Source organism: Streptomyces sp. NBC_00525 (assembly GCF_036346595.1).
In the GTDB taxonomy this organism is placed as follows: domain Bacteria; phylum Actinomycetota; class Actinomycetes; order Streptomycetales; family Streptomycetaceae; genus Streptomyces.
This window is the reverse complement of record NZ_CP107834.1, coordinates 4,003,488-4,024,102: the sequence shown is the minus strand read 5'-3', so window position 1 is coordinate 4,024,102 and position 20,615 is coordinate 4,003,488. Positions and strand designations below refer to the sequence as shown.

Here is a 20,615-nt window from a genome sequence, read left to right as displayed (position 1 = left end):
GTGCCGTGCGCCGCCGCCCGGCGCACGGCGCCCCTCCGAAGGAGGAGTGCTCTGCCGTGTCCGTCACCCCTGGGGGCCGTACGGTCCTCGAACCGCCCCCGCTCGACGCCGCCGGGGAGGTCGACTCCCTCCTGACCGAGCTGGGCCTCGGCACCCTGCGGCCGGAGCACACCGGTTCGTACGCCGGGCGCAACGACAACTGGTTCGGCCCGACCACCACCGGCGCCGCCGTCTTCGTCAAGCGGATGAACGGCCCGGACGTGCCCCGCCGCGTCGCCCGCACGTCCGCCTTCGACCGGGCCTACGCGACCGCCCGGCAGCACCAGGACCTCAGCTGGGACACCCCCCGGCTGCTCGGACTGCGCCCCGCCTCCGGGCTGGCCGCCTTCGCGCTGCTGGAGGACGCCGAGTCGCTGGCCGACCTCGCCCCGGAGGGCGTCCTGCCGCTCGACCTCTGCCGCCGTACGGGCCGCGCCCTGGCCGAGGTCCACATGCTGCCCTGGCCCGACGCGCCGGACACCGCCGAGGACGCCCCGGCGGCCCCGGTCATGCGGTTCCTGGACTTCCTCAGCGAGAAGGTCTGGCAGACCTCCAGCGCCGCCGAGCTGGAGCTGTGGTCGCTGCTGCAGCACGACGCGGCCCTCGCGGACGGGCTGCGCGCCCTCCCCCGGAGCGGCACGTCGGGGCTCGTCCCCAGCCACGGCGACCTGCGCCTGGACCAGTTCCTGCTGCACGGGGACCGGCTCCACCTCACCGACTGGGAGGAGTTCCGCCCGGCCGACCCCGAGCTGGACCTGGGCTCCCTGGTCGGCGAGCTCGTCCACCGCGCGCTGCGCTGCCTCACCGACACCCTGGACGACAGCCTGCTGGACGACCCGGCCGCCGCCCACACCGCGATCATGGCCCGGGGCCGGGTCGCCCTCACCCGCATCCGGCCCGGCGTCGAAGCGCTGATGGCCGCCTACCGCGCGCTGCGCGGCCCGGTCGACCCCACCGGGGTCGCCGCCCGCACCGGCTGGCACCTCTTCGACCGCGTCCTCGCCGGAGCCCGCCACGCGAACCGGCTCCACCCGCTCGACCGCGCCCAGGCCGGCATCGGCCGCGCCATGATCCTCGCCCCCCAGCGCTCCTCCGGCGCACTCGGACTGACGGAGGCACCGTGACGGACAGCCCGGCCACCGGCACCATGACCGGCCCGCAGACAGCACCCCCCACCGGCCACCGCTCCGGCCTCCCCGGCGCCCTGGCGGCACTCCTGGACACCGTCACCGTGGACCTCCCCGGCGGCACGTTCACCGTCGGCGGCCGCACCCACACCTTCGAGCGGCCGCAGCACGCCCGTACCGCCCTCCAGACCGTCCTGTACGAGGACTGGCACGCGGGCATGGCCCCGCCCCCCGAAGGAGCCCGCCCCCGGCGCGCGGTCCGCGGCGGCGGCGACCTGGAGCGCGCGCTCATCGAAGCCGTCCCGCACCGGCGGACCCGCGTCACCGCCACCGTGACCGGCATCGCGCCCGGCCCCGCCGCACCGGGCACTGACCCGGGCGGCGAGGGCGTCGTCGGCCGGGTCGGCGAGGGCGTCGTCGTCGAGCACCACGGCGTACGGCTGTGCGTGCCGCGCTCGGCGGTGACCGGCCCGGACCTCGCGCCCGGCGCCTCGGTCCTCGTCGACGTACCGGCCGTGCGGCCGTGGCTGTCGCCCGGCTTCCTGCTGGTGCACGGATCGCCCGGCGCGGCCCGGCACGGGGGCGCGGGGCTGGTCCGGGTCTATGTGCACCTGACCCGCCCCGAGGCCGCCGCACCGGTCTGGCGCGAGGTGCTGGGCGCCCTGGAGGCGCTGGGAGTGCCGTACCAGGCGAAGGTCCTTTCGCACCGCCGCCACTACCCGCGCCGCGACGCGCTCGTCGTCTACCTCGGGGACGCCCACGCCGATGCGGCGGACACGGTGGCCGACGCGGTCGAGCGGTGCCGGGGCGGGGCGGCGGGGGCGGAGGACGCCGGAATCGGCGTGGAGACCTCGGTGTTCGCCGCCCGGCTCGCGCCCGGCGTCGCGGTGGCACGGGAGCCGGCCGACCCGCGGCCCGGCCGGCGCGGGATGAGCTTCGGGCAGCACCGGGCGGCCGCCGTCGCCGAGGGGCTCCTCGCCCACGCCCGCGCCCCGGAGGCCGGATCGCGGGAGGCGACGGTGCGGGTGGCGCTGCTCAGGGCCGGGATCAGGCCATCGGCCCCGGAGCGGAACCTGTGAACGCCGCGCCGGCCGCGTAACGCGCCGGGATACGGCGAAGGGCCCCGTCCCACCGTGCGAACGGTGGGACGGGGCCCTTCTTGGTGCTCTGTGCGGAGCTACCAGGTCAGACGGTCAAGTACTTACTTGACGATCTTGGTGACCTGGCCGGCGCCCACGGTCCGGCCACCCTCACGGATGGCGAACTTGAGGCCCTCCTCCATGGCGACCGGCTGGATCAGCTGGACCGACATGACGGTGTTGTCGCCCGGCATGACCATCTCGGTGCCCTCGGGGAGGGTCACGACGCCGGTCACGTCCGTGGTACGGAAGTAGAACTGCGGGCGGTAGTTGTTGAAGAAGGGGGTGTGACGGCCACCCTCGTCCTTCGACAGGATGTAGGCCTGGGCCTCGAAGTCGGTGTGCGGCGTGACCGAACCCGGCTTGATGATGACCTGGCCGCGCTCGACGTCCTCGCGCTTGATGCCACGGAGGAGCAGACCGACGTTCTCACCGGCCTGGCCCTCGTCGAGCAGCTTGCGGAACATCTCGATGCCGGTGACCGTGGTGGTGGTCTTCTCCTGCTTGATACCGACGATGTCGACGGTCTCGTTGACCTTGAGGACACCACGCTCGATACGGCCGGTGACGACGGTGCCACGACCGGTGATCGTGAAGACGTCCTCGATCGGCATCAGGAACGGCTTGTCGACGTCGCGCTCGGGCTGCGGGATGTTCTCGTCCACGGCCTTCATGAGCTCGAGGACGGTGTTGCCCCACTCCTTGTCGCCCTCGAGCGCCTTGAGCGCCGAGACCTTGACGACCGGCAGGTCGTCGCCCGGGAACTCGTACTCGGAGAGCAGCTCGCGGACCTCGAGCTCGACGAGCTCCAGGATCTCCTCGTCGTCCACCATGTCGGCCTTGTTCAGGGCGACGACGATGTACGGAACGCCGACCTGGCGGGCCAGGAGCACGTGCTCCTTGGTCTGCGGCATCGGGCCGTCGGTGGCGGCGACCACGAGGATGGCGCCGTCCATCTGCGCGGCACCGGTGATCATGTTCTTGATGTAGTCCGCGTGACCGGGGCAGTCGACGTGAGCGTAGTGACGCTGCTCCGTCTGGTACTCGACGTGCGCGATCGAGATGGTGATACCGCGCTGGCGCTCCTCGGGAGCCTTGTCGATCTGGTCGAAGGCCGAAGCCTCGTTCAGGTCCGGGTACGCGTCGTGCAGCACCTTGGTAATGGCGGCCGTGAGGGTCGTCTTACCGTGGTCGATGTGACCGATGGTGCCGATGTTGACGTGCGGCTTAGTCCGCTCGAACTTCGCCTTCGCCACTGGGTCCTCCTGTGGAGTGGTTCTGTACGCCTTGCTTCATCGGCGCCAGGTGATCTTTGCTGGGATGCCGGCCCCCGAGGGCATTCTCCGCGAAGTGTGACCTCCGCGACGAATGCCCCACGGGCTCCGGTGACAAGCCTAAAGCGTGAGCTCGGGAGAGTTACTCGCCCTTGGCCTTCGCGATGATCTCCTCGGCGACGTTCCGCGGAACCTCGGCGTAGGAGTCGAACTGCATCGAGTAGCTTGCGCGACCCGAGGTCTTGCTGCGGAGGTCTCCGACGTAGCCGAACATCTCCGAGAGGGGCACGAGGCCCTTCACGACGCGAGCGCCGCTGCGCTCCTCCATGGCCTGGATCTGGCCACGGCGGGAGTTGAGGTCGCCGATGACATCGCCCATGTAGTCCTCGGGCGTGGTGACCTCGACGGCCATCATCGGCTCCAGGAGCACGGGGGACGCCTTGCGGGCACCCTCCTTGAACGCCTGCGAACCGGCGATCTTGAAGGCCAGCTCCGAGGAGTCGACCTCGTGGTAGCCACCGTCGAGAAGGATGACGCGGACGCCGACCATCTCGTAACCGGCCAGGACACCGAACTGCATGGCTTCCTGGGCACCCGCGTCCACCGAGGGGATGTACTCGCGGGGGATGCGGCCACCGGTGACCTTGTTGACGAACTCGTACGACGCGTCGCCGCCCTCGAGGGGCTCGATGGCGATCTGCACCTTCGCGAACTGGCCGGTACCACCAGTCTGCTTCTTGTGCGTGTAGTCGATGCGCTCGACGGCCTTGCGGATCGTCTCGCGGTACGCGACCTGCGGCTTGCCGACGTTCGCCTCGACGCGGAACTCGCGCTTCATGCGGTCGACGAGCACCTCGAGGTGAAGCTCGCCCATACCACCGATGATGGTCTGGCCGGTCTCCTCGTCGGAGTGCACCTGGAAGGACGGGTCCTCCTCGGAGAGGCGCTGGATCGCGATACCCAGCTTCTCCTGGTCACCCTTGGACTTGGGCTCGATGGCGACCTGGATCACCGGCGCCGGGAAGTCCATGGACTCCAGGATGACCGGGTTCTTGTCGTCGCACAGCGTCTCACCGGTGGTGGTCTGCTTGAGGCCCATCACGGCGATGATGTCGCCGGCGCCCACCGAGTCGATCTCCTCACGCTTGTTCGCGTGCATACGGTAGATCTTGCCGATGCGCTCCTTCTTGCCCTTGACGGAGTTCAGCACCGCGGTGCCGGAGTCCAGGCGACCGGAGTAGATCCGGACGAAGGTGAGCTTGCCGAGGTGCGGGTCGCTCGCGATCTTGAACGCCAGAGCCGACAGCGGCTCGTCGTCCGAGGGCTTGCGCTTGACGACCGTCTCGGGGTCCTTGGGGTCGTGGCCCTCGATGGCCTCGACGTCCAGGGGGGAAGGCAGGTAGCGGACGACCGCGTCGAGCAGGGGCTGGACGCCCTTGTTCTTGAACGCCGTGCCACAGAACACCGGGGTGACCGTGACGGAGTCGGCGCCGCCCTTGGAGGCGAGCGTGATGCGGCGGATCGCGTCGTGCAGCTGCTCCTGGGTGGGCTCGGTGCCCTCCAGGTACAGCTCCATCATCGCGTCGTCGTTCTCGGCGACGGTCTCGAGCAGCTTGCCGCGCCACTCGTCCGCCAGCTCCTGGAGGTTCTCCGGGATGTCGAGGACGTTGTACATCTCGCCCTTGGCGGCCTCTTCGGGGTACACGAAGGCCTTCATCGACACCAGGTCGACGACGCCCGTGAAGTCCGACTCGGCACCGATGGGGAGCTGCATGACGATCGGGGTCGCGCCGAGGCGGTCCACGATCATGCCGACGCAGCGCAGGAAGTCGGCGCCGGTCCGGTCGAGCTTGTTGACGAAGCAGATGCGCGGCACGCCGTAGCGGTCCGCCTGGCGCCAGACGGTCTCGGACTGCGGCTCGACACCCGCCACACCGTCGAACACGGTGACGGCGCCGTCGAGGACGCGGAGCGAACGCTCCACCTCGACGGTGAAGTCGACGTGACCGGGGGTGTCGATGATGTTGATGGTGTGCTCAACATCGTTGAGCGGCCAGTGGCAGGTCGTCGCGGCGGACGTGATCGTGATGCCGCGCTCCTGCTCCTGCTCCATCCAGTCCATGGTCGCGGAGCCCTCGTGGGTCTCCCCGATCTTGTACGAACGACCGGTGTAGAACAGAATCCGCTCGGTTGTCGTCGTCTTGCCCGCGTCGATGTGGGCCATGATCCCAATGTTGCGGACCTTGGCCAGGTCAAGCGAAGTGGTGGCCATAAGGCTCAGTCTTCTCTCGGTCTCGATGGGGGTAGCGACTACCAGCGGTAGTGCGCGAAGGCCTTGTTGGACTCGGCCATCTTGTGGGTGTCCTCACGCTTCTTGACGGCAGCGCCAAGACCGTTCGAGGCGTCGAGCAGCTCGTTCATGAGCCGCTCGGTCATCGTCTTCTCGCGACGGGCGCGGGAGTAGCCCACGACCCAGCGCAGCGCGAGGGTGGCGGCGCGACCGGGCTTGACCTCGATCGGCACCTGGTAGGTGGCGCCACCGACACGGCGGGACTTGACCTCGAGCGAGGGCTTGACGTTCTCCAGCGCGCGCTTCAGCGTGATGACCGGGTCGGCGCCGGTCTTCTCGCGAAGACCCTCCATGGCGCCGTACACGATCCGCTCAGCGGTGGAACGCTTGCCGTCGAGCAGGATCTTGTTGATCAGCGAGGTGACCAGAGGAGAGTTGTAGACCGGGTCGATGATGACCGGGCGCTTCGGGGCGGGGCCCTTACGAGGCATTCTTACTTCTCCTTCTTGGCGCCGTAGCGGCTGCGGGCCTGCTTGCGGTTCTTGACACCCTGGGTGTCGAGCGAGCCGCGGATGATCTTGTAACGAACACCCGGCAGGTCCTTCACACGGCCACCACGCACGAGCACGATGGAGTGCTCCTGCAGGTTGTGTCCCTCACCCGGAATGTAGGCCGTGACCTCGATGCCCGAGGTCAGACGCACACGTGCGACCTTCCGGAGCGCGGAGTTGGGCTTCTTCGGGGTGGTCGTGAACACACGCGTGCAGACGCCGCGGCGCTGGGGCGAACCCTCGAGTGCGGGCGTCTTGTTCTTCTCGACCTTGTCCTGCCGGCCCTTCCGGACCAGCTGCTGGATCGTAGGCACTACTTCTCCGGTTTCTGTGTGCCGTCGGTGAAACTAACCTGGAACGTCACCGACCCACGCGGTCGGGTGTGTCGAATCCTGCGAGCCCGTACCGGAACGGCATGAGGAGCATGGATCACGGTGGCCGAAGACAGGCTCGCCATGCGGTTGAGGACACGCACACGAACCCAGGCACACCCCAGGCACAAGGTCTGAGCGTACCTACCTCACCGACCTGGGTCAAAACAAATGCCGTCCAGCCCGGGGCGCCGAAGCGGCCGCCCGGCTTGTCCCTATCCCTCACCGGCCCCCGGAAGGCCCGTGAGGCGGCCCCAGGGGCCCGTACGGACCCTGCGGGCGGGTCAGGGTGCCCGGGGACCGGGTCCGCGCCCCGGCCGGCGGTGTGACGCACTACACGCCGGAGGGCGGCCACCCCGGGTGGGGTGACCGCCCTCCGGGCGGATCAGGCGACTCGCTTACTGGTTGTACGGACCGTAGTCGTAGTCCTCCAGCGGAACGGCCTGGCCGGAGCCAGAGCCGAACGGCGAGTAGTCGATGTCGTCGTAGCCGACGGCCGAGTACATCGCGGCCTTGGCCTCCTCGGTCGGCTCGACCCGGATGTTGCGGTAGCGGGACAGGCCCGTACCGGCCGGGATGAGCTTACCGATGATGACGTTCTCCTTGAGGCCGATGAGGCTGTCGGACTTGGCGTTGATCGCCGCGTCCGTCAGCACTCGGGTCGTCTCCTGGAAGGAGGCGGCCGACAGCCAGGATTCCGTCGCCAGCGAGGCCTTGGTGATACCCATCAGCTGCGGCCGGCCGGAGGCGGGGTGACCGCCCTCGGTGACCACACGACGGTTCTCGGTCTCGAACTTCGAGCGCTCGACGAGCTCGCCCGGCAGCAGCTCCGCGTCGCCGGACTCGATGATCGTCACGCGGCGGAGCATCTGCCGGATGATGATCTCGATGTGCTTGTCGTGGATCGACACGCCCTGCGAGTTGTAGACCTTCTGGACCTCGCCGACCAGGTGGACCTGGACCGCGCGCTGGCCGAGGATGCGCAGCACGTCGTGCGGGTTGGTGGCACCCACGGTGAGCTTCTGGCCCACCTCGACGTGGTCGCCCTCGCCGACCAGGAGACGGGCGCGCTTGGAGATCGGGAAGGCGATCTCGTCGCTGCCGTCGTCCGGGGTGACGACGAGCTTCTTGGTCTTCTCGGTCTCCTCGATGCGGACGCGGCCCGCGGACTCGGAGATCGGGGCGACACCCTTGGGCGTACGCGCCTCGAAGAGCTCGACGACACGCGGCAGACCCTGGGTGATGTCGTCACCGGCCACACCACCGGTGTGGAAGGTACGCATCGTCAGCTGGGTACCGGGCTCACCGATGGACTGGGCGGCGATGATGCCGACCGCCTCACCGATGTCGACCAGCTTGCCGGTGGCGAGCGAACGGCCGTAGCAGAAGGCACAGGTGCCGACCGCGGACTCGCAGGTCAGAACCGAGCGGGTCTTGACCTCCTCGACGCCGGCGCCCACCAGGGCGTCGATCAGCACGTCACCGAGGTCCACGTTGGCCGGCGCGATGACCTTGCCGTCGACGACGACGTCCTCGGCGAGCATGCGGGCGTAGACCGAGGTCTCGACGTCCTCCGTCTTGCGCAGCACACCGTCGTGGCCCTTGACGGCGATCTTCAGCTTGAGGCCGCGGTCGGTGCCGCAGTCCTCCTCGCGAATGATCACGTCCTGCGAGACGTCCACCAGACGACGGGTCAGGTAACCCGAGTCGGCGGTACGCAGGGCGGTGTCCGCCAGACCCTTACGGGCACCGTGCGTGGAGATGAAGTACTCCAGAACGGTGAGGCCCTCGCGGAAGGACGCCTTGATGGGACGCGGGATCGTCTCGTTCTTGGCGTTGGATACCAGACCACGCATACCGGCGATCTGCCGCATCTGCATCATGTTTCCTCGGGCACCCGAGTCAACCATCATGAAGATGGGGTTCGTCTTGGGGAAGTTCTCATTCATCGCCTCGGCGACCTCGTTGGTCGCCTTGGTCCAGATGTTGATGAGCTCCTGCGTGCGCTCGTCCTTGGTGATCAGACCGCGCTCGTACTGCTTCTGGACCTTCTCGTCCTGCTCCTCGTAGCCCTTGACGATGGCCTTCTTGGCCTCGGGCACGACGACGTCGGAGATGGCCACGGTGACGCCCGAACGGGTCGCCCAGTGGAAGCCGGCCGCCTTCAGGTTGTCGAGCGTCGCCGCCACGATGACCTTGGGGTAGCGCTCGGCGAGGTCGTTGACGATCTCGGAGAGCTGCTTCTTGCCGACCGAGTAGTCGACGAACGGGTAGTCCTCGGGCAGCAGCTCGTTGAAGAGCGCGCGGCCCAGGCTCGTCCGCAGCCGGAAGGTGTCGCCCGGCTGGTACTCGGGCTCGCCCTCCTCGGCGACCGGCGGCACCCAGCCGCGCGGCGGGATGGTGCCCACCGGGAAGCGGATGTCGACGGAGGACTGGAGCGCCAGCTCACCGGCGTCGAACGCCATGATCGCCTCGGCCGTGGAGCCGAACGCGCGGCCCTCGCCCTTGGTGTCACGCAGCTCGCCGTCGGTGGTCAGGAAGAACAGACCCAGCACCATGTCCTGGGTCGGCATCGTGACCGGACGGCCGTCGGCCGGCTTGAGGATGTTGTTCGAGGACAGCATCAGGATGCGGGCCTCGGCCTGCGCCTCCGCGGACAGCGGCAGGTGCACGGCCATCTGGTCACCGTCGAAGTCCGCGTTGAACGCGGTGCAGACGAGCGGGTGGATCTGAATGGCCTTGCCCTCGACCAACTGCGGCTCGAAGGCCTGGATGCCGAGGCGGTGCAGCGTGGGCGCACGGTTCAGCAGCACCGGGTGCTCGGCGATGACCTCTTCGAGGACGTCGTACACCACGGTGCGGCCGCGCTCGACCATGCGCTTGGCCGACTTGATGTTCTGCGCGTGGTTCAGGTCCACCAGGCGCTTCATCACGAACGGCTTGAACAGTTCCAGCGCCATCGCCTTCGGCAGACCGCACTGGTGCAGCTTGAGCTGCGGACCGACGACGATCACGGAACGCGCGGAGTAGTCCACGCGCTTGCCGAGCAGGTTCTGACGGAAGCGACCCTGCTTGCCCTTCAGCATGTCGCTGAGGGACTTCAGCGGGCGGTTGCCGGGGCCCGTGACGGGACGGCCGCGACGGCCGTTGTCGAAGAGCGCGTCCACGGCCTCCTGGAGCATGCGCTTCTCGTTGTTCACGATGATCTCGGGCGCGCCGAGGTCGAGAAGCCGCTTCAGGCGGTTGTTGCGGTTGATCACGCGGCGGTACAGGTCGTTCAGGTCGGAGGTCGCGAAGCGGCCACCGTCCAGCTGCACCATCGGACGCAGGTCCGGCGGGATGACCGGCACGCAGTCGAGCACCATGCCCTTGGGCTTGTTGCTGGTCTGCAGGAACGCGGAGACGACCTTGAGGCGCTTGAGCGCACGGGTCTTCTTCTGGCCCTTGCCGGTGCGGATGATCTCGCGGAGGCGCTCGGCCTCCTCCTCGAGGTCGAAGGACTCCAGGCGCTTCTGCAGCGCGGCGGCGCCCATGCAGCCGTCGAAGTACGTGCCGAAGCGGTCACGCAGCTCGCGGTAGAGCAGCTCGTCGCCCTCCAGGTCCTGGACCTTGAGGTTCTTGAAGCGGCTCCACACCTCGTCGAGGCGGTCGATCTCGCGCTGCGCGCGGTCGCGCAGCTGCTTCATCTCGCGCTCGGCACCCTCGCGCACCTTGCGGCGCACGTCGGCCTTGGCGCCCTCGGCCTCCAGCTCGGCCAGGTCGGTCTCGAGCTTCTTGGCGCGGTTCTCCAGGTCGGAGTCGCGGCGGTTCTCGATCTGCTGGCGCTCGACGGAGACGTGCGCCTCCAGGGAGGGGAGGTCGCGGGTGCGGCGCTCCTCGTCCACGAACGTGATCATGTACGCGGCGAAGTAGATGACCTTTTCCAGGTCCTTCGGCGCGAGGTCCAGCAGGTAGCCCAGGCGCGACGGGACGCCCTTGAAGTACCAGATGTGGGTGACCGGAGCGGCGAGCTCGATGTGGCCCATGCGCTCGCGGCGCACCTTGGCGCGGGTGACCTCGACGCCGCAGCGCTCACAGATGATGCCCTTGAAGCGGACACGCTTGTACTTGCCGCAGTAGCACTCCCAGTCCCGGGTCGGACCGAAGATCTTCTCGCAGAAGAGTCCGTCCTTTTCGGGCTTGAGGGTGCGGTAGTTGATGGTCTCCGGCTTCTTGACCTCGCCGTGGGACCAGGTCCGGATGTCGTCCGCGGTGGCAAGGCCGATCCGCAGCTCGTCGAAGAAGTTGACGTCGAGCACTTGTCGTCAATCCCTCTTTCGGGGGTTCGAGCCCCCTCGCGTCACGCGAGTGAATCGGGGCACTTCAGCAATGGTCTGAACGGGTCCGGGGAGAGCCGGCCGGATCACGGAGATCCGGCCGGCCAACCCGTCAGACCTCTTCGACGCTGCTCGGCTCGCGCCGGGACAGGTCGATACCGAGCTCCTCCGCCGCGCGGAAGACGTCCTCGTCCGTGTCGCGCATCTCGATGGACATGCCGTCCGAGGACAGCACCTCCACGTTGAGGCAGAGCGACTGCATTTCCTTGATGAGCACCTTGAAGGACTCGGGAATGCCCGGCTCGGGGATGTTCTCGCCCTTGACGATGGCCTCGTAGACCTTCACGCGGCCGGTGACGTCGTCGGACTTGATCGTCAGCAGTTCCTGGAGGGCGTACGCCGCACCGTAGGCCTCAAGGGCCCACACCTCCATCTCACCGAATCGCTGCCCACCGAACTGCGCCTTACCACCCAGCGGCTGCTGCGTGATCATGGAGTACGGGCCGGTCGAGCGGGCGTGGAGCTTGTCGTCGACCAGGTGGTGCAGCTTGAGGATGTACATGTAGCCGACCGAGACCGGGTCCGGGAACGGCTCGCCGGAGCGGCCGTCGAACAGCCGGGCCTTGCCGGAGGGCTGCACCATGCGGACGCCGTCGCGGTTCGGGATCGTGGCCTGGAAGAGGCCGGAGATCTCGTCCTCGCGCGCACCGTCGAAGACGGGCGTGGCGACGTTGGTGCCGGGGGCGACCTGGTCGGCGCCGATGGCCTGGAGCCGCTTGGCCCACTCGTCACCGAGGCCGGAGACGTCCCAGCCGCGGCTGGCGAGCCAGCCGAGGTGGATTTCCAGAACCTGTCCGGGGTTCATTCGGGAAGGAACACCCAGCGGGTTGAGGATGATGTCGACCGGGGTGCCGTCCTCCAGGAACGGCATGTCCTCGATCGGCAGGATCTTCGAGATGACGCCCTTGTTGCCGTGACGGCCGGCGAGCTTGTCACCGTCGGTGATCTTGCGCTTCTGCGCGACGTAGACGCGGACCAGCTGGTTCACGCCCGGCGGCAGCTCGTCGCCCTCTTCGCGGTCGAAGACGCGGACGCCGATGACCTTGCCGATCTCGCCGTGCGGGACCTTGAGCGAGGTGTCGCGGACCTCGCGCGCCTTCTCACCGAAGATCGCGCGGAGCAGGCGCTCCTCGGGGGTCAGCTCGGTCTCACCCTTGGGCGTGACCTTGCCGACGAGGATGTCGCCGGCGACGACCTCGGCACCGATGCGGATGATGCCGCGCTCGTCGAGGTCGGCGAGGACCTCCTCGGAGACGTTCGGGATGTCCCGGGTGATCTCCTCGGGGCCGAGCTTGGTGTCACGGGCGTCGACCTCGTGCTCCTCGATGTGGATCGAGGAGAGGACGTCGTCCTGCACGAGGCGCTGCGACAGGATGATCGCGTCCTCGTAGTTGTGACCCTCCCACGGCATGAACGCCACGAGCAGGTTCTTGCCGAGCGCCATCTCGCCGTGCTCGGTGGCCGGGCCGTCGGCGAGGACCTGGCCCTCGATGACGCGGTCGCCCTCGGAGACGACGACCTTCTGGTTGACCGAGGTGCCCTGGTTGGAGCGCATGAACTTGGCGATGCGGTACGTGGTGTACGTGCCGTCGTCGTTCGTCACGGTGATGTAGTCCGCGGAGACCTCCTGGACCACACCGTCCTTCTCGGCCTTGAGCACGTCACCGGCGTCGGTGGCGCAGCGGTACTCCATGCCGGTGCCGACGAGCGGCGCCTCGCTCTTGATGAGCGGCACGGCCTGGCGCATCATGTTCGCGCCCATGAGGGCACGGTTGGCGTCGTCGTGCTCCAGGAAGGGGATCATCGCGGTGGCGACGGACACCATCTGGCGCGGCGAGACGTCCATGTAGTCGACCTCGTCGCTGGGGACGTAGTCGACCTCGCCGCCGCGGCGGCGGACCAGGACACGGGGCTCGGTGAAGCGCAGTTCGTCGGAGAGCGTCGCGTTCGCCTGGGCGATGACGAAACGGTCTTCCTCGTCGGCGGTGATGTAGTCGACCTCGTCGGTGACCTGGCCGTCGACGACCTTGCGGTACGGGGTCTCGATGAAGCCGAACGCGTTGACGCGGCCGTACGAGGCGAGCGAACCGATCAGACCGATGTTCGGGCCTTCGGGGGTCTCGATCGGGCACATGCGTCCGTAGTGGGACGGGTGCACGTCTCGGACCTCGAAGCCGGCCCGCTCACGGGAGAGACCACCCGGACCGAGCGCCGACAGACGGCGCTTGTGGGTGAGCCCCGACAGCGGGTTGTTCTGGTCCATGAACTGCGACAGCTGGCTGGTGCCGAAGAACTCCTTGATGGAGGCGACGACCGGCCGGATGTTGATCAGGGTCTGCGGCGTGATCGCCTCGACGTCCTGGGTCGTCATGCGCTCGCGCACGACGCGCTCCATACGGGCGAGACCCGTACGGACCTGGTTCTGGATCAGCTCGCCGACGTTGCGCAGACGGCGGTTGCCGAAGTGGTCGATGTCGTCGGTCTCGACGACGATCGTGCGGCCGGACTCGCCCACCGTCTCGGTCTCACCGGCGTGCAGCTTGACCAGGTACTTGATGGTCGCGATGACGTCGTCGGTGGTGAGCACGCCGGCGTCCAGCGGCTCGTCGGCGCCGAGCTTCTTGTTCACCTTGTAGCGGCCGACCTTCGCGAGGTCGTAGCGCTTCGGGTTGAAGTAGAGGTTCTCGAGCAGCGTCTGCGCGGCCTCGCGGGTGGGCGGCTCGCCCGGGCGGAGCTTGCGGTAGATGTCGAGCAGCGCGTCGTCCTGGCCCTGGGTGTGGTCCTTCTCCAGGGTGGCGCGCATGGACTCGTACTCGCCGAACTCCTCGAGGATCTGCTCGGTGGTCCAGCCGAGCGCCTTCAGGAGGACGGTGACGGACTGCTTGCGCTTGCGGTCGATGCGGACACCGACCATGTCGCGCTTGTCGATCTCCATCTCCAGCCAGGCACCCCGCGAGGGGATGATCTTGGCGGAGAAGATGTCCTTGTCGGACGTCTTGTCGATCGACGAGTCGAAGTAGACACCCGGCGAGCGGACCAGCTGCGACACGACGACACGCTCGGTGCCGTTGATGACGAAGGTGCCCTTGTTGGTCATGAGCGGGAAGTCGCCCATGAAGACCGTCTGGGACTTGATCTCGCCGGTCTCGTTGTTGGTGAACTCGGCGGTGACGAAGAGCGGGGCGGCGAACGTGAAGTCGCGCTCCTTGCACTCGTCGATCGAGTTCTTGGGGGGCTCGAAGCGGTGGTCGCGGAACGTGAGCGACATCGACCCGGAGAAGTCCTCGATCGGGGAGATCTCCTCGAAGATCTCCTCGAGGCCGGACTTGGTGGGGACATCTTGTCCACTGTCCAGAGCAGCCTCGACGCGAGCCTTCCAGGCGGCGTTGCCGAGGAGCCAGTCAAAGCTCTCGGTCTGCAGCGCGAGGAGGTTCGGAACCTCGAGGGGCTCCTTGATCTTTGCAAAAGAGATGCGCAGCGGGGCGGTGCTGGCGCCGTTGTTCGTATTCGCGGTCGAGGCGTTGCGCGAGGCGGCCAAGAGGGGGTCCTTCCGAGGGCTCGGACTCACTACGCGCGTACCGGTCCCAGGTTGGACATGTGGGCAGATATCCCAGGTCAGGGATGGTCCGGCTCACGGTGCACAAGATGGGTATGCCCCTGGTGACGGGCAGGAGGCAGCTAACAGGCAGCGCAAAGGGTCAGTGTAGCCAAGTGCCACACTGATGTCCAGTCGGGGTTCTCAAAGACCCACGTATCGCTCACCAGCTGTTCTCAACACCTATGTCCAGCCCTGCGCGGGGTGCGCTCTTCTTTACTGCCCGCTCCGCCACCGATCCATGCCTCGGATTCGGATCGATTCGGCGACGCGCCTTGAGAATTGCGCGCCGCGTGCGGTTCGTCAAGGCCCCCTCGGCCCGACCGGCCCCCGGGCCCCCGCGGACACCGCCCCTCGACGGCGGCCGCGTGCCCCGCGTGAAGGGCACGGCGAAGATCACCATACTCGTCAACGCGGGAAGGGCAAGGCACCCTCCGCCAGTACGCCGAAAGGCGACCACCCGAACGGGTGATCGCCTTTCGCGATGTGACTCCGTGCCTCGCGGCACGGGTGTCCTGGGGAGTCAGAGGACTCTCAGGGTCACTTGACCTCGACGGAGGCGCCGGCGCCCTTGAGGGACTCGGCAGCCTTGTCGGCGGCCTCCTTCGCGACCTTCTCGAGGACGGGCTTCGGGGCGCCGTCGACGAGGTCCTTGGCCTCCTTCAGGCCGAGGGAGGTCAGCTCGCGCACGACCTTGATGACCTGGATCTTCTTGTCACCGGCGGCGGTGAGGATGACGTCGAACTCGTCCTGCTCCTCAACGGCGGCGGCGTCGCCGCCACCCTGGGCCGGACCGGCGGCAACGGCGACGGCCGCGGCAGCGGTGACCTCGAACTTCTCCTCGAAGGCCTTCACGAAGGCGGCGAGCTCGATGAGGGTGAGCTCCTCGAACTGAGCGAGCAGTTCGTCCTGGGACAGCTTCGCCATGACAGGCGTCCTTCCACTATTCGGCAGGTGCCGGATGTATGTGTCGGCGGGCGTACACGGTGCCCGCTGGACCGCTGAGCGTGATTACTCGGCGGCCTCGGCGGGAGCCGGCGTACCGGCACCGCCCTGCTCCTCCAGCTTGACGCGAAGCGCTTCCGCGGTGCGGACGAACTTCGACGGCAGCGCCTGGAAGAGCTGCGCAGCCTGAGTCTGCTTGCCCTTCATGGCACCGGCCAGCTTGGCGAGCAGAACCTCGCGGGACTCGAGGTCCGCGAGCTGCTTGATCTCATCGGCGGACAGCGCCTTGCCGTCAAGGACACCGCCCTTGATGATGAGGTTCGGGTTTTCCTTGGCGAAGTCACGAAGACCCTTCGCCGACTCCACCGGGTCACCGGTGACGAAGGCAACCGCCGTCGGACCCGCGAACAGGTCGTCCAGCGTGTTGATCCCGGCCTCGTTGGCCGCGATCTTGGTCAGCGTGTTCTTCACCACGGCGTACTGGGCGTTCTCACCGAGCGAACGGCGCAGCTGCTTGAGCTGAGCCACGGTGAGACCCCGGTACTCGGTCAGCACGGCGGCGTTCGAGCTGCGGAACTGGTCCGCGAGCTCGGCTACCGCAGCAGCCTTGTCGGGCGTCGCCATAGGGTCGGCCTCCTTCCGGGTGATGAGGACCGCTCAAAAGGACCCGGAAAGACGAAACGCCCCGGCGCAGGCGCCAGGGCGTAGCTCGACCGAAACGAAGTCCGGGAGCTTTCCACAGTCACCTGCGCAGGTCGTCCGTATGAACGGAGCCTTCGGTTGCCGACTCCTTGCGGAATCTGGGCAACGACCAGCGGTCTTTGGCTTCTGCAGAAGAGTACGCGACCGAAGTCGCGCCGGGCAAATCGGCCCGGCTCCGGGGCTCGGTGACGGGTACGGGGGTCAGGAGGCCGCGCCGGTGCCGGCCCCCTGCTGCTGCTTCATCAGGTCGGTGAAGTCGACGGTCTGAGCGGCCGGCGGGCGTTCCACCGTGACCTCGGTGCCGTAGTCGCTGTAGTAGACCGTGGAGTTCAGCTCGCCGGTCTTCATCTCGCCGCGCTCGGTCTTCTTCACCAGGAGGTCGTTCTTGTCGACCCAGATGTCGATGGTCTCCGTGGTGATTCCGGCGTCCGCCAGCTGCTTCTTGAGCGCGTCCAGCTCGTCGGCGGTGAGGCTGCTGTTCTTGGCGGTCAGGTCGGCGACATCGACCGTGCCGGAGTAGTGCGTGGTGCTGACGCCGCGGACGTCCTCCTGGCCGACCTTCTTCACGTCACCGGAGGCCAGCAGCGACTTCACGCCCTGCTCGGGGGTGCTGTTCTGCATCTGGTCCTTGAGGACCGCGCCCGAGGCGCCGGCCAGCTGGGCCAGGTCGTCGTAGCTGTAGCTGATCCAGCTCTTGCCGCCGGTCTGCTGGGCCAGGGCGTCGCCCATGTTGGCCGCGTAGCCGTCCTTGAAGTAGCGGGCCTCCATGGTGCCGCTGCCACCGGCCTGCTTCATGGTGTCGGCCATGGAACCACCGGTGTACGAGATCTCCATGGTGCCGGTGACCCCGTCGGACCAGTCCATGACGCCCTTCTGCTTCATGGTCATCATGGTGCCCATGGAGGTCTCGCCCTCGATGCGGGCCGACTGCGCCTGGCCGGTCTTCTTCTGCACGGCGACCAGCGCGGCGATCGGGTCGACCTTCACCACGGAACTGCCGCTGTCGTTCTTCTTGCCCGCGTCCTTGCTCGTGCCGGCGTCGTCGGAGCCGCCACAGGCAGCGACGGAGGTCAGTGCCGCCGCGACAGCCACGGCCAGGCCCACGCGCCGTACGGTATTGCTCTGCATCTGCGATTCCACCCCTCGTTCGACTCTCGATCGCCCACGCTAGTGCAGGGCGCCGACAGTCGTGTCCACGTACGAATGAGGACGAGCCCCGCACCTCGAAAGGTTGCGGGGCCCGCCCTATGTCACACGTGACGCGACGGTCGTACGAGCGCGGAGGCTCAGACGGCGGCCGGGTCCTCCTCGACGAGGAGGTTACGGGTGCGGTTCGGGTCCAGCGGGATGCCGGGGCCCATGGTGGTGGCCAGGGCGGCCTTCTTGACGTAGCGGCCCTTCGCGGCGGACGGCTTCAGGCGGAGGACCTCCTCCAGCGCGGCCGCGTAGTTCTCGACCAGCTTGGTGTCGTCGAAGGAGACCTTGCCGATGATGAAGTGCAGGTTCGAGTGCTTGTCGACGCGGAACTCGATCTTGCCGCCCTTGATGTCGGTGACAGCCTTGGCGACATCGGGGGTGACGGTGCCGGTCTTCGGGTTCGGCATCAGACCACGCGGACCGAGCACGCGGCCGAGGCGGCCGACCTTGCCCATGAGGTCCGGGGTCGCGACGACGGCGTCGAAGTCCAGACGGCCCTTCGCCACCTCGTCGATCAGCTCGTCGGAGCCGACGATGTCGGCTCCGGCGGCTTCCGCGGCCGCAGCACGGTCACCGGTCGCGAAGACCAGGACCCGGGCGGTCTTGCCGGTGCCGTGCGGGAGGTTCACGGTGCCGCGGACCATCTGGTCGGCCTTGCGCGGGTCGACACCCAGGCGGAAGGCGACCTCGACGGTGCCGTCGAACTTCGTGGTGGCGGTCTCCTTGGCGAGGCGGACGGCCTCGAGCGGGGCGTACAGGCGCTCCCGGTCGATCTTGGCGTCCGCAGCGCGGAGGTTCTTGCTGCGCTTCACTTCTACTCCTGATGGTTTCAGAGTGTGGAGTCGTGGTGCGGACCAGCGCTTGGTCCTGCCACTGAGGGGGTGGGGCTGATTCAGCCTTCGACCGTGATGCCCATGGAGCGGGCGGTGCCTTCGATGATCTTCGACGCGGCGTCGAGGTCGTTGGCGTTCAGGTCGGGGAGCTTCGTCGTGGCGATCTCGCGGACCTGGGCGGCCGTCAGCTTGGCGACCTTGGTCTTGTGCGGCTCGCCGGAGCCCTTGTCCACACCCGCTGCCTTGAGGATCAGCTTGGCGGCCGGCGGAGTCTTGGTGATGAAGGTGAAGGAGCGGTCCTCGTAGACCGTGATCTCCACCGGCACGACCATGCCACGCTGCGACTCGGTCGCGGCGTTGTAGGCCTTGCAGAACTCCATGATGTTGACGCCGTGCTGACCCAGTGCGGGGCCGACCGGCGGGGCCGGGTTGGCCGCACCGGCGTTGATCTGGAGCTTGATCAGCCCCGTGACCTTCTTCTTCTTGGGAGGCATGTGCTCTCTCCGGGTCCTAGTGAGAGTTTTCGCCGTCATCCGGTCATCCGGATGCAGGCATACCGCACAACGATAACGGGTATAGCTGCGCGACCAAAAACCAAGCAGGTCAGACCGGCTTCGACAGCCTGTCTGACCTGCTCGGTAGGCATGTGTCCAGAAGCGGGCGGAATGCTCAGTTCTTCTGGATCTGGTCGAAGCTGAGCTCGACCGGGGTCTCGCGACCGAAGATCTCGACGAGGCCCTTGACCTTCTTCGAGTCGGCGTTGATCTCGTTGATCGTCGCCTGCAGCGTCGCGAACGGGCCGTCGGTGACGGTGACGGAGTCGCCGACCTCGAAGTCGAGCACCTGGACCTCGACCTTGCGGGCCGGAGCCGGCTTGCCCTCGGCCTCGGCGGCCTCGCGGGCGGCCTTCTCCTCGGCCTCCGGGGCGAGCATCTTGACGATCTCGTCCAGGGTCAGCGGGTACGGGTCGTAGGCGTTGCCCACGAAGCCGGTGACGCCGGGGGTGTTGCGGACGACGCCCCAGGACTCGTTCGTCAGGTCCATGCGCACCAGGACGTAGCCGGGCAGCTTGTTCTGGCGGACGTTCTTGCGCTCGCCGTTCTTGATCTGGACGATTTCCTCTTCAGGCACCTCGGCCTGATAGATGAACTCCTCCACGTTCAGCGAGACGGCGCGCTGCTCCAGGTTGGCCTTCACACGCTTCTCGTAACCGGCGTACGTGTGGATGACGTACCACTCGCCCGGCAGTCCGCGAAGCTCCTCGCGCAGGGCGGTCACCGGGTCGACGGGCTCGGCCGGCTCGGCCTCCTCCTCGTCGGCGGCGTCCGCGGGCTCCTCGGCGGCCGCCTCGTCGGTGTCGGTCTCGGTGGCCTCGGCCCCGTCCGACTCCTCGGCGTCCGCCGCCTCGACGATGTCGAGCTCGTTCTCGGCGGACTCGAAGTCGCCCGCCGTCGGCTCGCCGGCGTCGTTCAGGTTCGGGTCAGACACGGTGGCTTCTTCCTGGATACAAATGGGTGGTACATGCGAAAGGGGCGCCCAGCAGGCGCCCTTCGCGTGGATCAGCCGAAGACGTACTTGATGACCCGCGCGAAACCGAAGTCCATCACAGTGACGAGCCCGATCATGACGACCACGAACACGATCACCACAGTGGCGTACGTCGACAGCTCGTTGCGCGTCGGCCAGACGACCTTGCGCAGCTCGGCGACGATCTGACGGTAGAAGAGCGCGAGACGGCCCAGGGGGCCCTTCTTGCCGCGCTTGCCGCCCTTCCGGGCCTTCTTCTTGGACTCGGGCGCTTCGTCCTCGGCATCAGGCTTGTCGATGGAGCCCACGGCGTCCGTCACGCTTCTCACCTGATTCCGGGTCGTGGCCGTGCCGCGCCCGGTGGAGCCGCACGGCGGTGCATTGAAGTACGTACATGCGCACACCCCCTGGCGAAGGGGTGTGTAGCAGGGCCGGAGGGACTTGAACCCCCAACCGCTGGTTTTGGAGACCAGTGCTCTACCAATTGAGCTACGACCCTTTGTGGTTTCCACCAACCTACCGCATGTTCCCGGAAGACCCGAGTGCAGGAACGGTGCGGCTGGTGAAGGCCAACGACAGGTGAGTGTACGTGCTCAGCGGCCCGGCGTCGAACAGAAAGATCCTGACCGCTCCGGACCCCTTCGTGTCC

General features: G+C 67.7%; 15 protein-coding genes and 1 tRNA gene. 2 read left to right on the top strand and 14 right to left on the bottom strand.

Going from position 1 to position 20,615, the window contains the following annotated elements:
• Positions 1–56: 56 nt before the first annotated feature.
• Both lxmK and OG710_RS18005 read left to right on the top strand, forming a co-directional pair.
• Positions 57–1,163, top strand: a complete 1,107-nt coding sequence (lxmK, locus tag OG710_RS18010; RefSeq protein WP_330240248.1) for a class V lanthionine synthetase subunit LxmK — start codon at positions 57–59, stop codon at positions 1,161–1,163.
• Positions 1,160–2,245: a T3SS effector HopA1 family protein gene (locus OG710_RS18005; protein WP_330240247.1), complete on the top strand. Its 1,086-nt coding sequence runs from the start codon at positions 1,160–1,162 to the stop codon at positions 2,243–2,245. Before lxmK ends, OG710_RS18005 begins: the two co-directional genes overlap by 4 nt.
• 122 nt (positions 2,246–2,367) lie before the next feature.
• Here OG710_RS18005 and tuf read toward each other — a convergent pair whose 3' ends face one another.
• From tuf to OG710_RS17935, 14 genes are all read right to left on the bottom strand, one after another.
• Positions 2,368–3,561 carry an elongation factor Tu gene (tuf, locus tag OG710_RS18000; RefSeq protein WP_111337346.1) on the bottom strand — a complete coding sequence of 398 codons (1,194 nt, stop codon included), beginning with the start codon at positions 3,559–3,561 and terminating at the stop codon, positions 2,368–2,370.
• 160 nt (positions 3,562–3,721) lie between these two features.
• Positions 3,722–5,851, bottom strand: coding sequence for an elongation factor G (gene fusA / locus OG710_RS17995; protein ID WP_330240246.1), 2,130 nt, complete (start codon positions 5,849–5,851; stop codon positions 3,722–3,724).
• Between the two features lie 38 nt (positions 5,852–5,889).
• Positions 5,890–6,360: a 30S ribosomal protein S7 gene (gene rpsG, locus OG710_RS17990; RefSeq protein WP_073964452.1), complete on the bottom strand. Its 471-nt coding sequence runs from the start codon at positions 6,358–6,360 to the stop codon at positions 5,890–5,892.
• Between the two features lie 2 nt (positions 6,361–6,362).
• Positions 6,363–6,734 (bottom strand): 30S ribosomal protein S12, encoded by a 372-nt coding sequence (rpsL, locus tag OG710_RS17985; protein ID WP_003948652.1) that lies wholly within the window; start codon positions 6,732–6,734, stop codon positions 6,363–6,365.
• A 455-nt stretch (positions 6,735–7,189) separates the two neighbouring features.
• Positions 7,190–11,089 carry a DNA-directed RNA polymerase subunit beta' gene (locus OG710_RS17980; RefSeq protein WP_330240245.1) on the bottom strand — a complete coding sequence of 1,300 codons (3,900 nt, stop codon included), beginning with the start codon at positions 11,087–11,089 and terminating at the stop codon, positions 7,190–7,192.
• Between the two features lie 130 nt (positions 11,090–11,219).
• Positions 11,220–14,705, bottom strand: coding sequence for a DNA-directed RNA polymerase subunit beta (gene rpoB / locus OG710_RS17975; RefSeq protein WP_330240244.1), 3,486 nt, complete (start codon positions 14,703–14,705; stop codon positions 11,220–11,222).
• Between the two features lie 597 nt (positions 14,706–15,302).
• Positions 15,303–15,689, bottom strand: coding sequence for a 50S ribosomal protein L7/L12 (gene rplL / locus OG710_RS17970; RefSeq protein WP_111337306.1), 387 nt, complete (start codon positions 15,687–15,689; stop codon positions 15,303–15,305).
• Between the two features lie 84 nt (positions 15,690–15,773).
• Positions 15,774–16,331, bottom strand: coding sequence for a 50S ribosomal protein L10 (rplJ, locus tag OG710_RS17965; protein WP_111337304.1), 558 nt, complete (start codon positions 16,329–16,331; stop codon positions 15,774–15,776).
• Between the two features lie 279 nt (positions 16,332–16,610).
• Positions 16,611–17,537: a hypothetical protein gene (locus OG710_RS17960; protein ID WP_330240243.1), complete on the bottom strand. Its 927-nt coding sequence runs from the start codon at positions 17,535–17,537 to the stop codon at positions 16,611–16,613.
• Between the two features lie 158 nt (positions 17,538–17,695).
• On the bottom strand, positions 17,696–18,418 hold the full coding sequence (gene rplA, locus OG710_RS17955) for a 50S ribosomal protein L1 (protein WP_330240242.1): 723 nt from the start codon (positions 18,416–18,418) through the stop codon (positions 17,696–17,698).
• A gap of 80 nt (positions 18,419–18,498) precedes the next feature.
• Entirely contained in the window at positions 18,499–18,933 is a 435-nt protein-coding gene (rplK, locus tag OG710_RS17950; RefSeq protein ID WP_111337300.1) for a 50S ribosomal protein L11, read from the bottom strand.
• Between the two features lie 175 nt (positions 18,934–19,108).
• On the bottom strand, positions 19,109–19,927 hold the full coding sequence (gene nusG / locus OG710_RS17945) for a transcription termination/antitermination protein NusG (RefSeq protein WP_330240241.1): 819 nt from the start codon (positions 19,925–19,927) through the stop codon (positions 19,109–19,111).
• A 71-nt stretch (positions 19,928–19,998) separates the two neighbouring features.
• On the bottom strand, positions 19,999–20,286 hold the full coding sequence (gene secE / locus OG710_RS17940; RefSeq protein WP_111337297.1) for a preprotein translocase subunit SecE: 288 nt from the start codon (positions 20,284–20,286) through the stop codon (positions 19,999–20,001).
• Positions 20,287–20,392: 106 nt separating this feature from the next.
• Positions 20,393–20,465, bottom strand: a tRNA-Trp gene (locus OG710_RS17935).
• Positions 20,466–20,615: the final 150 nt, after the last annotated feature.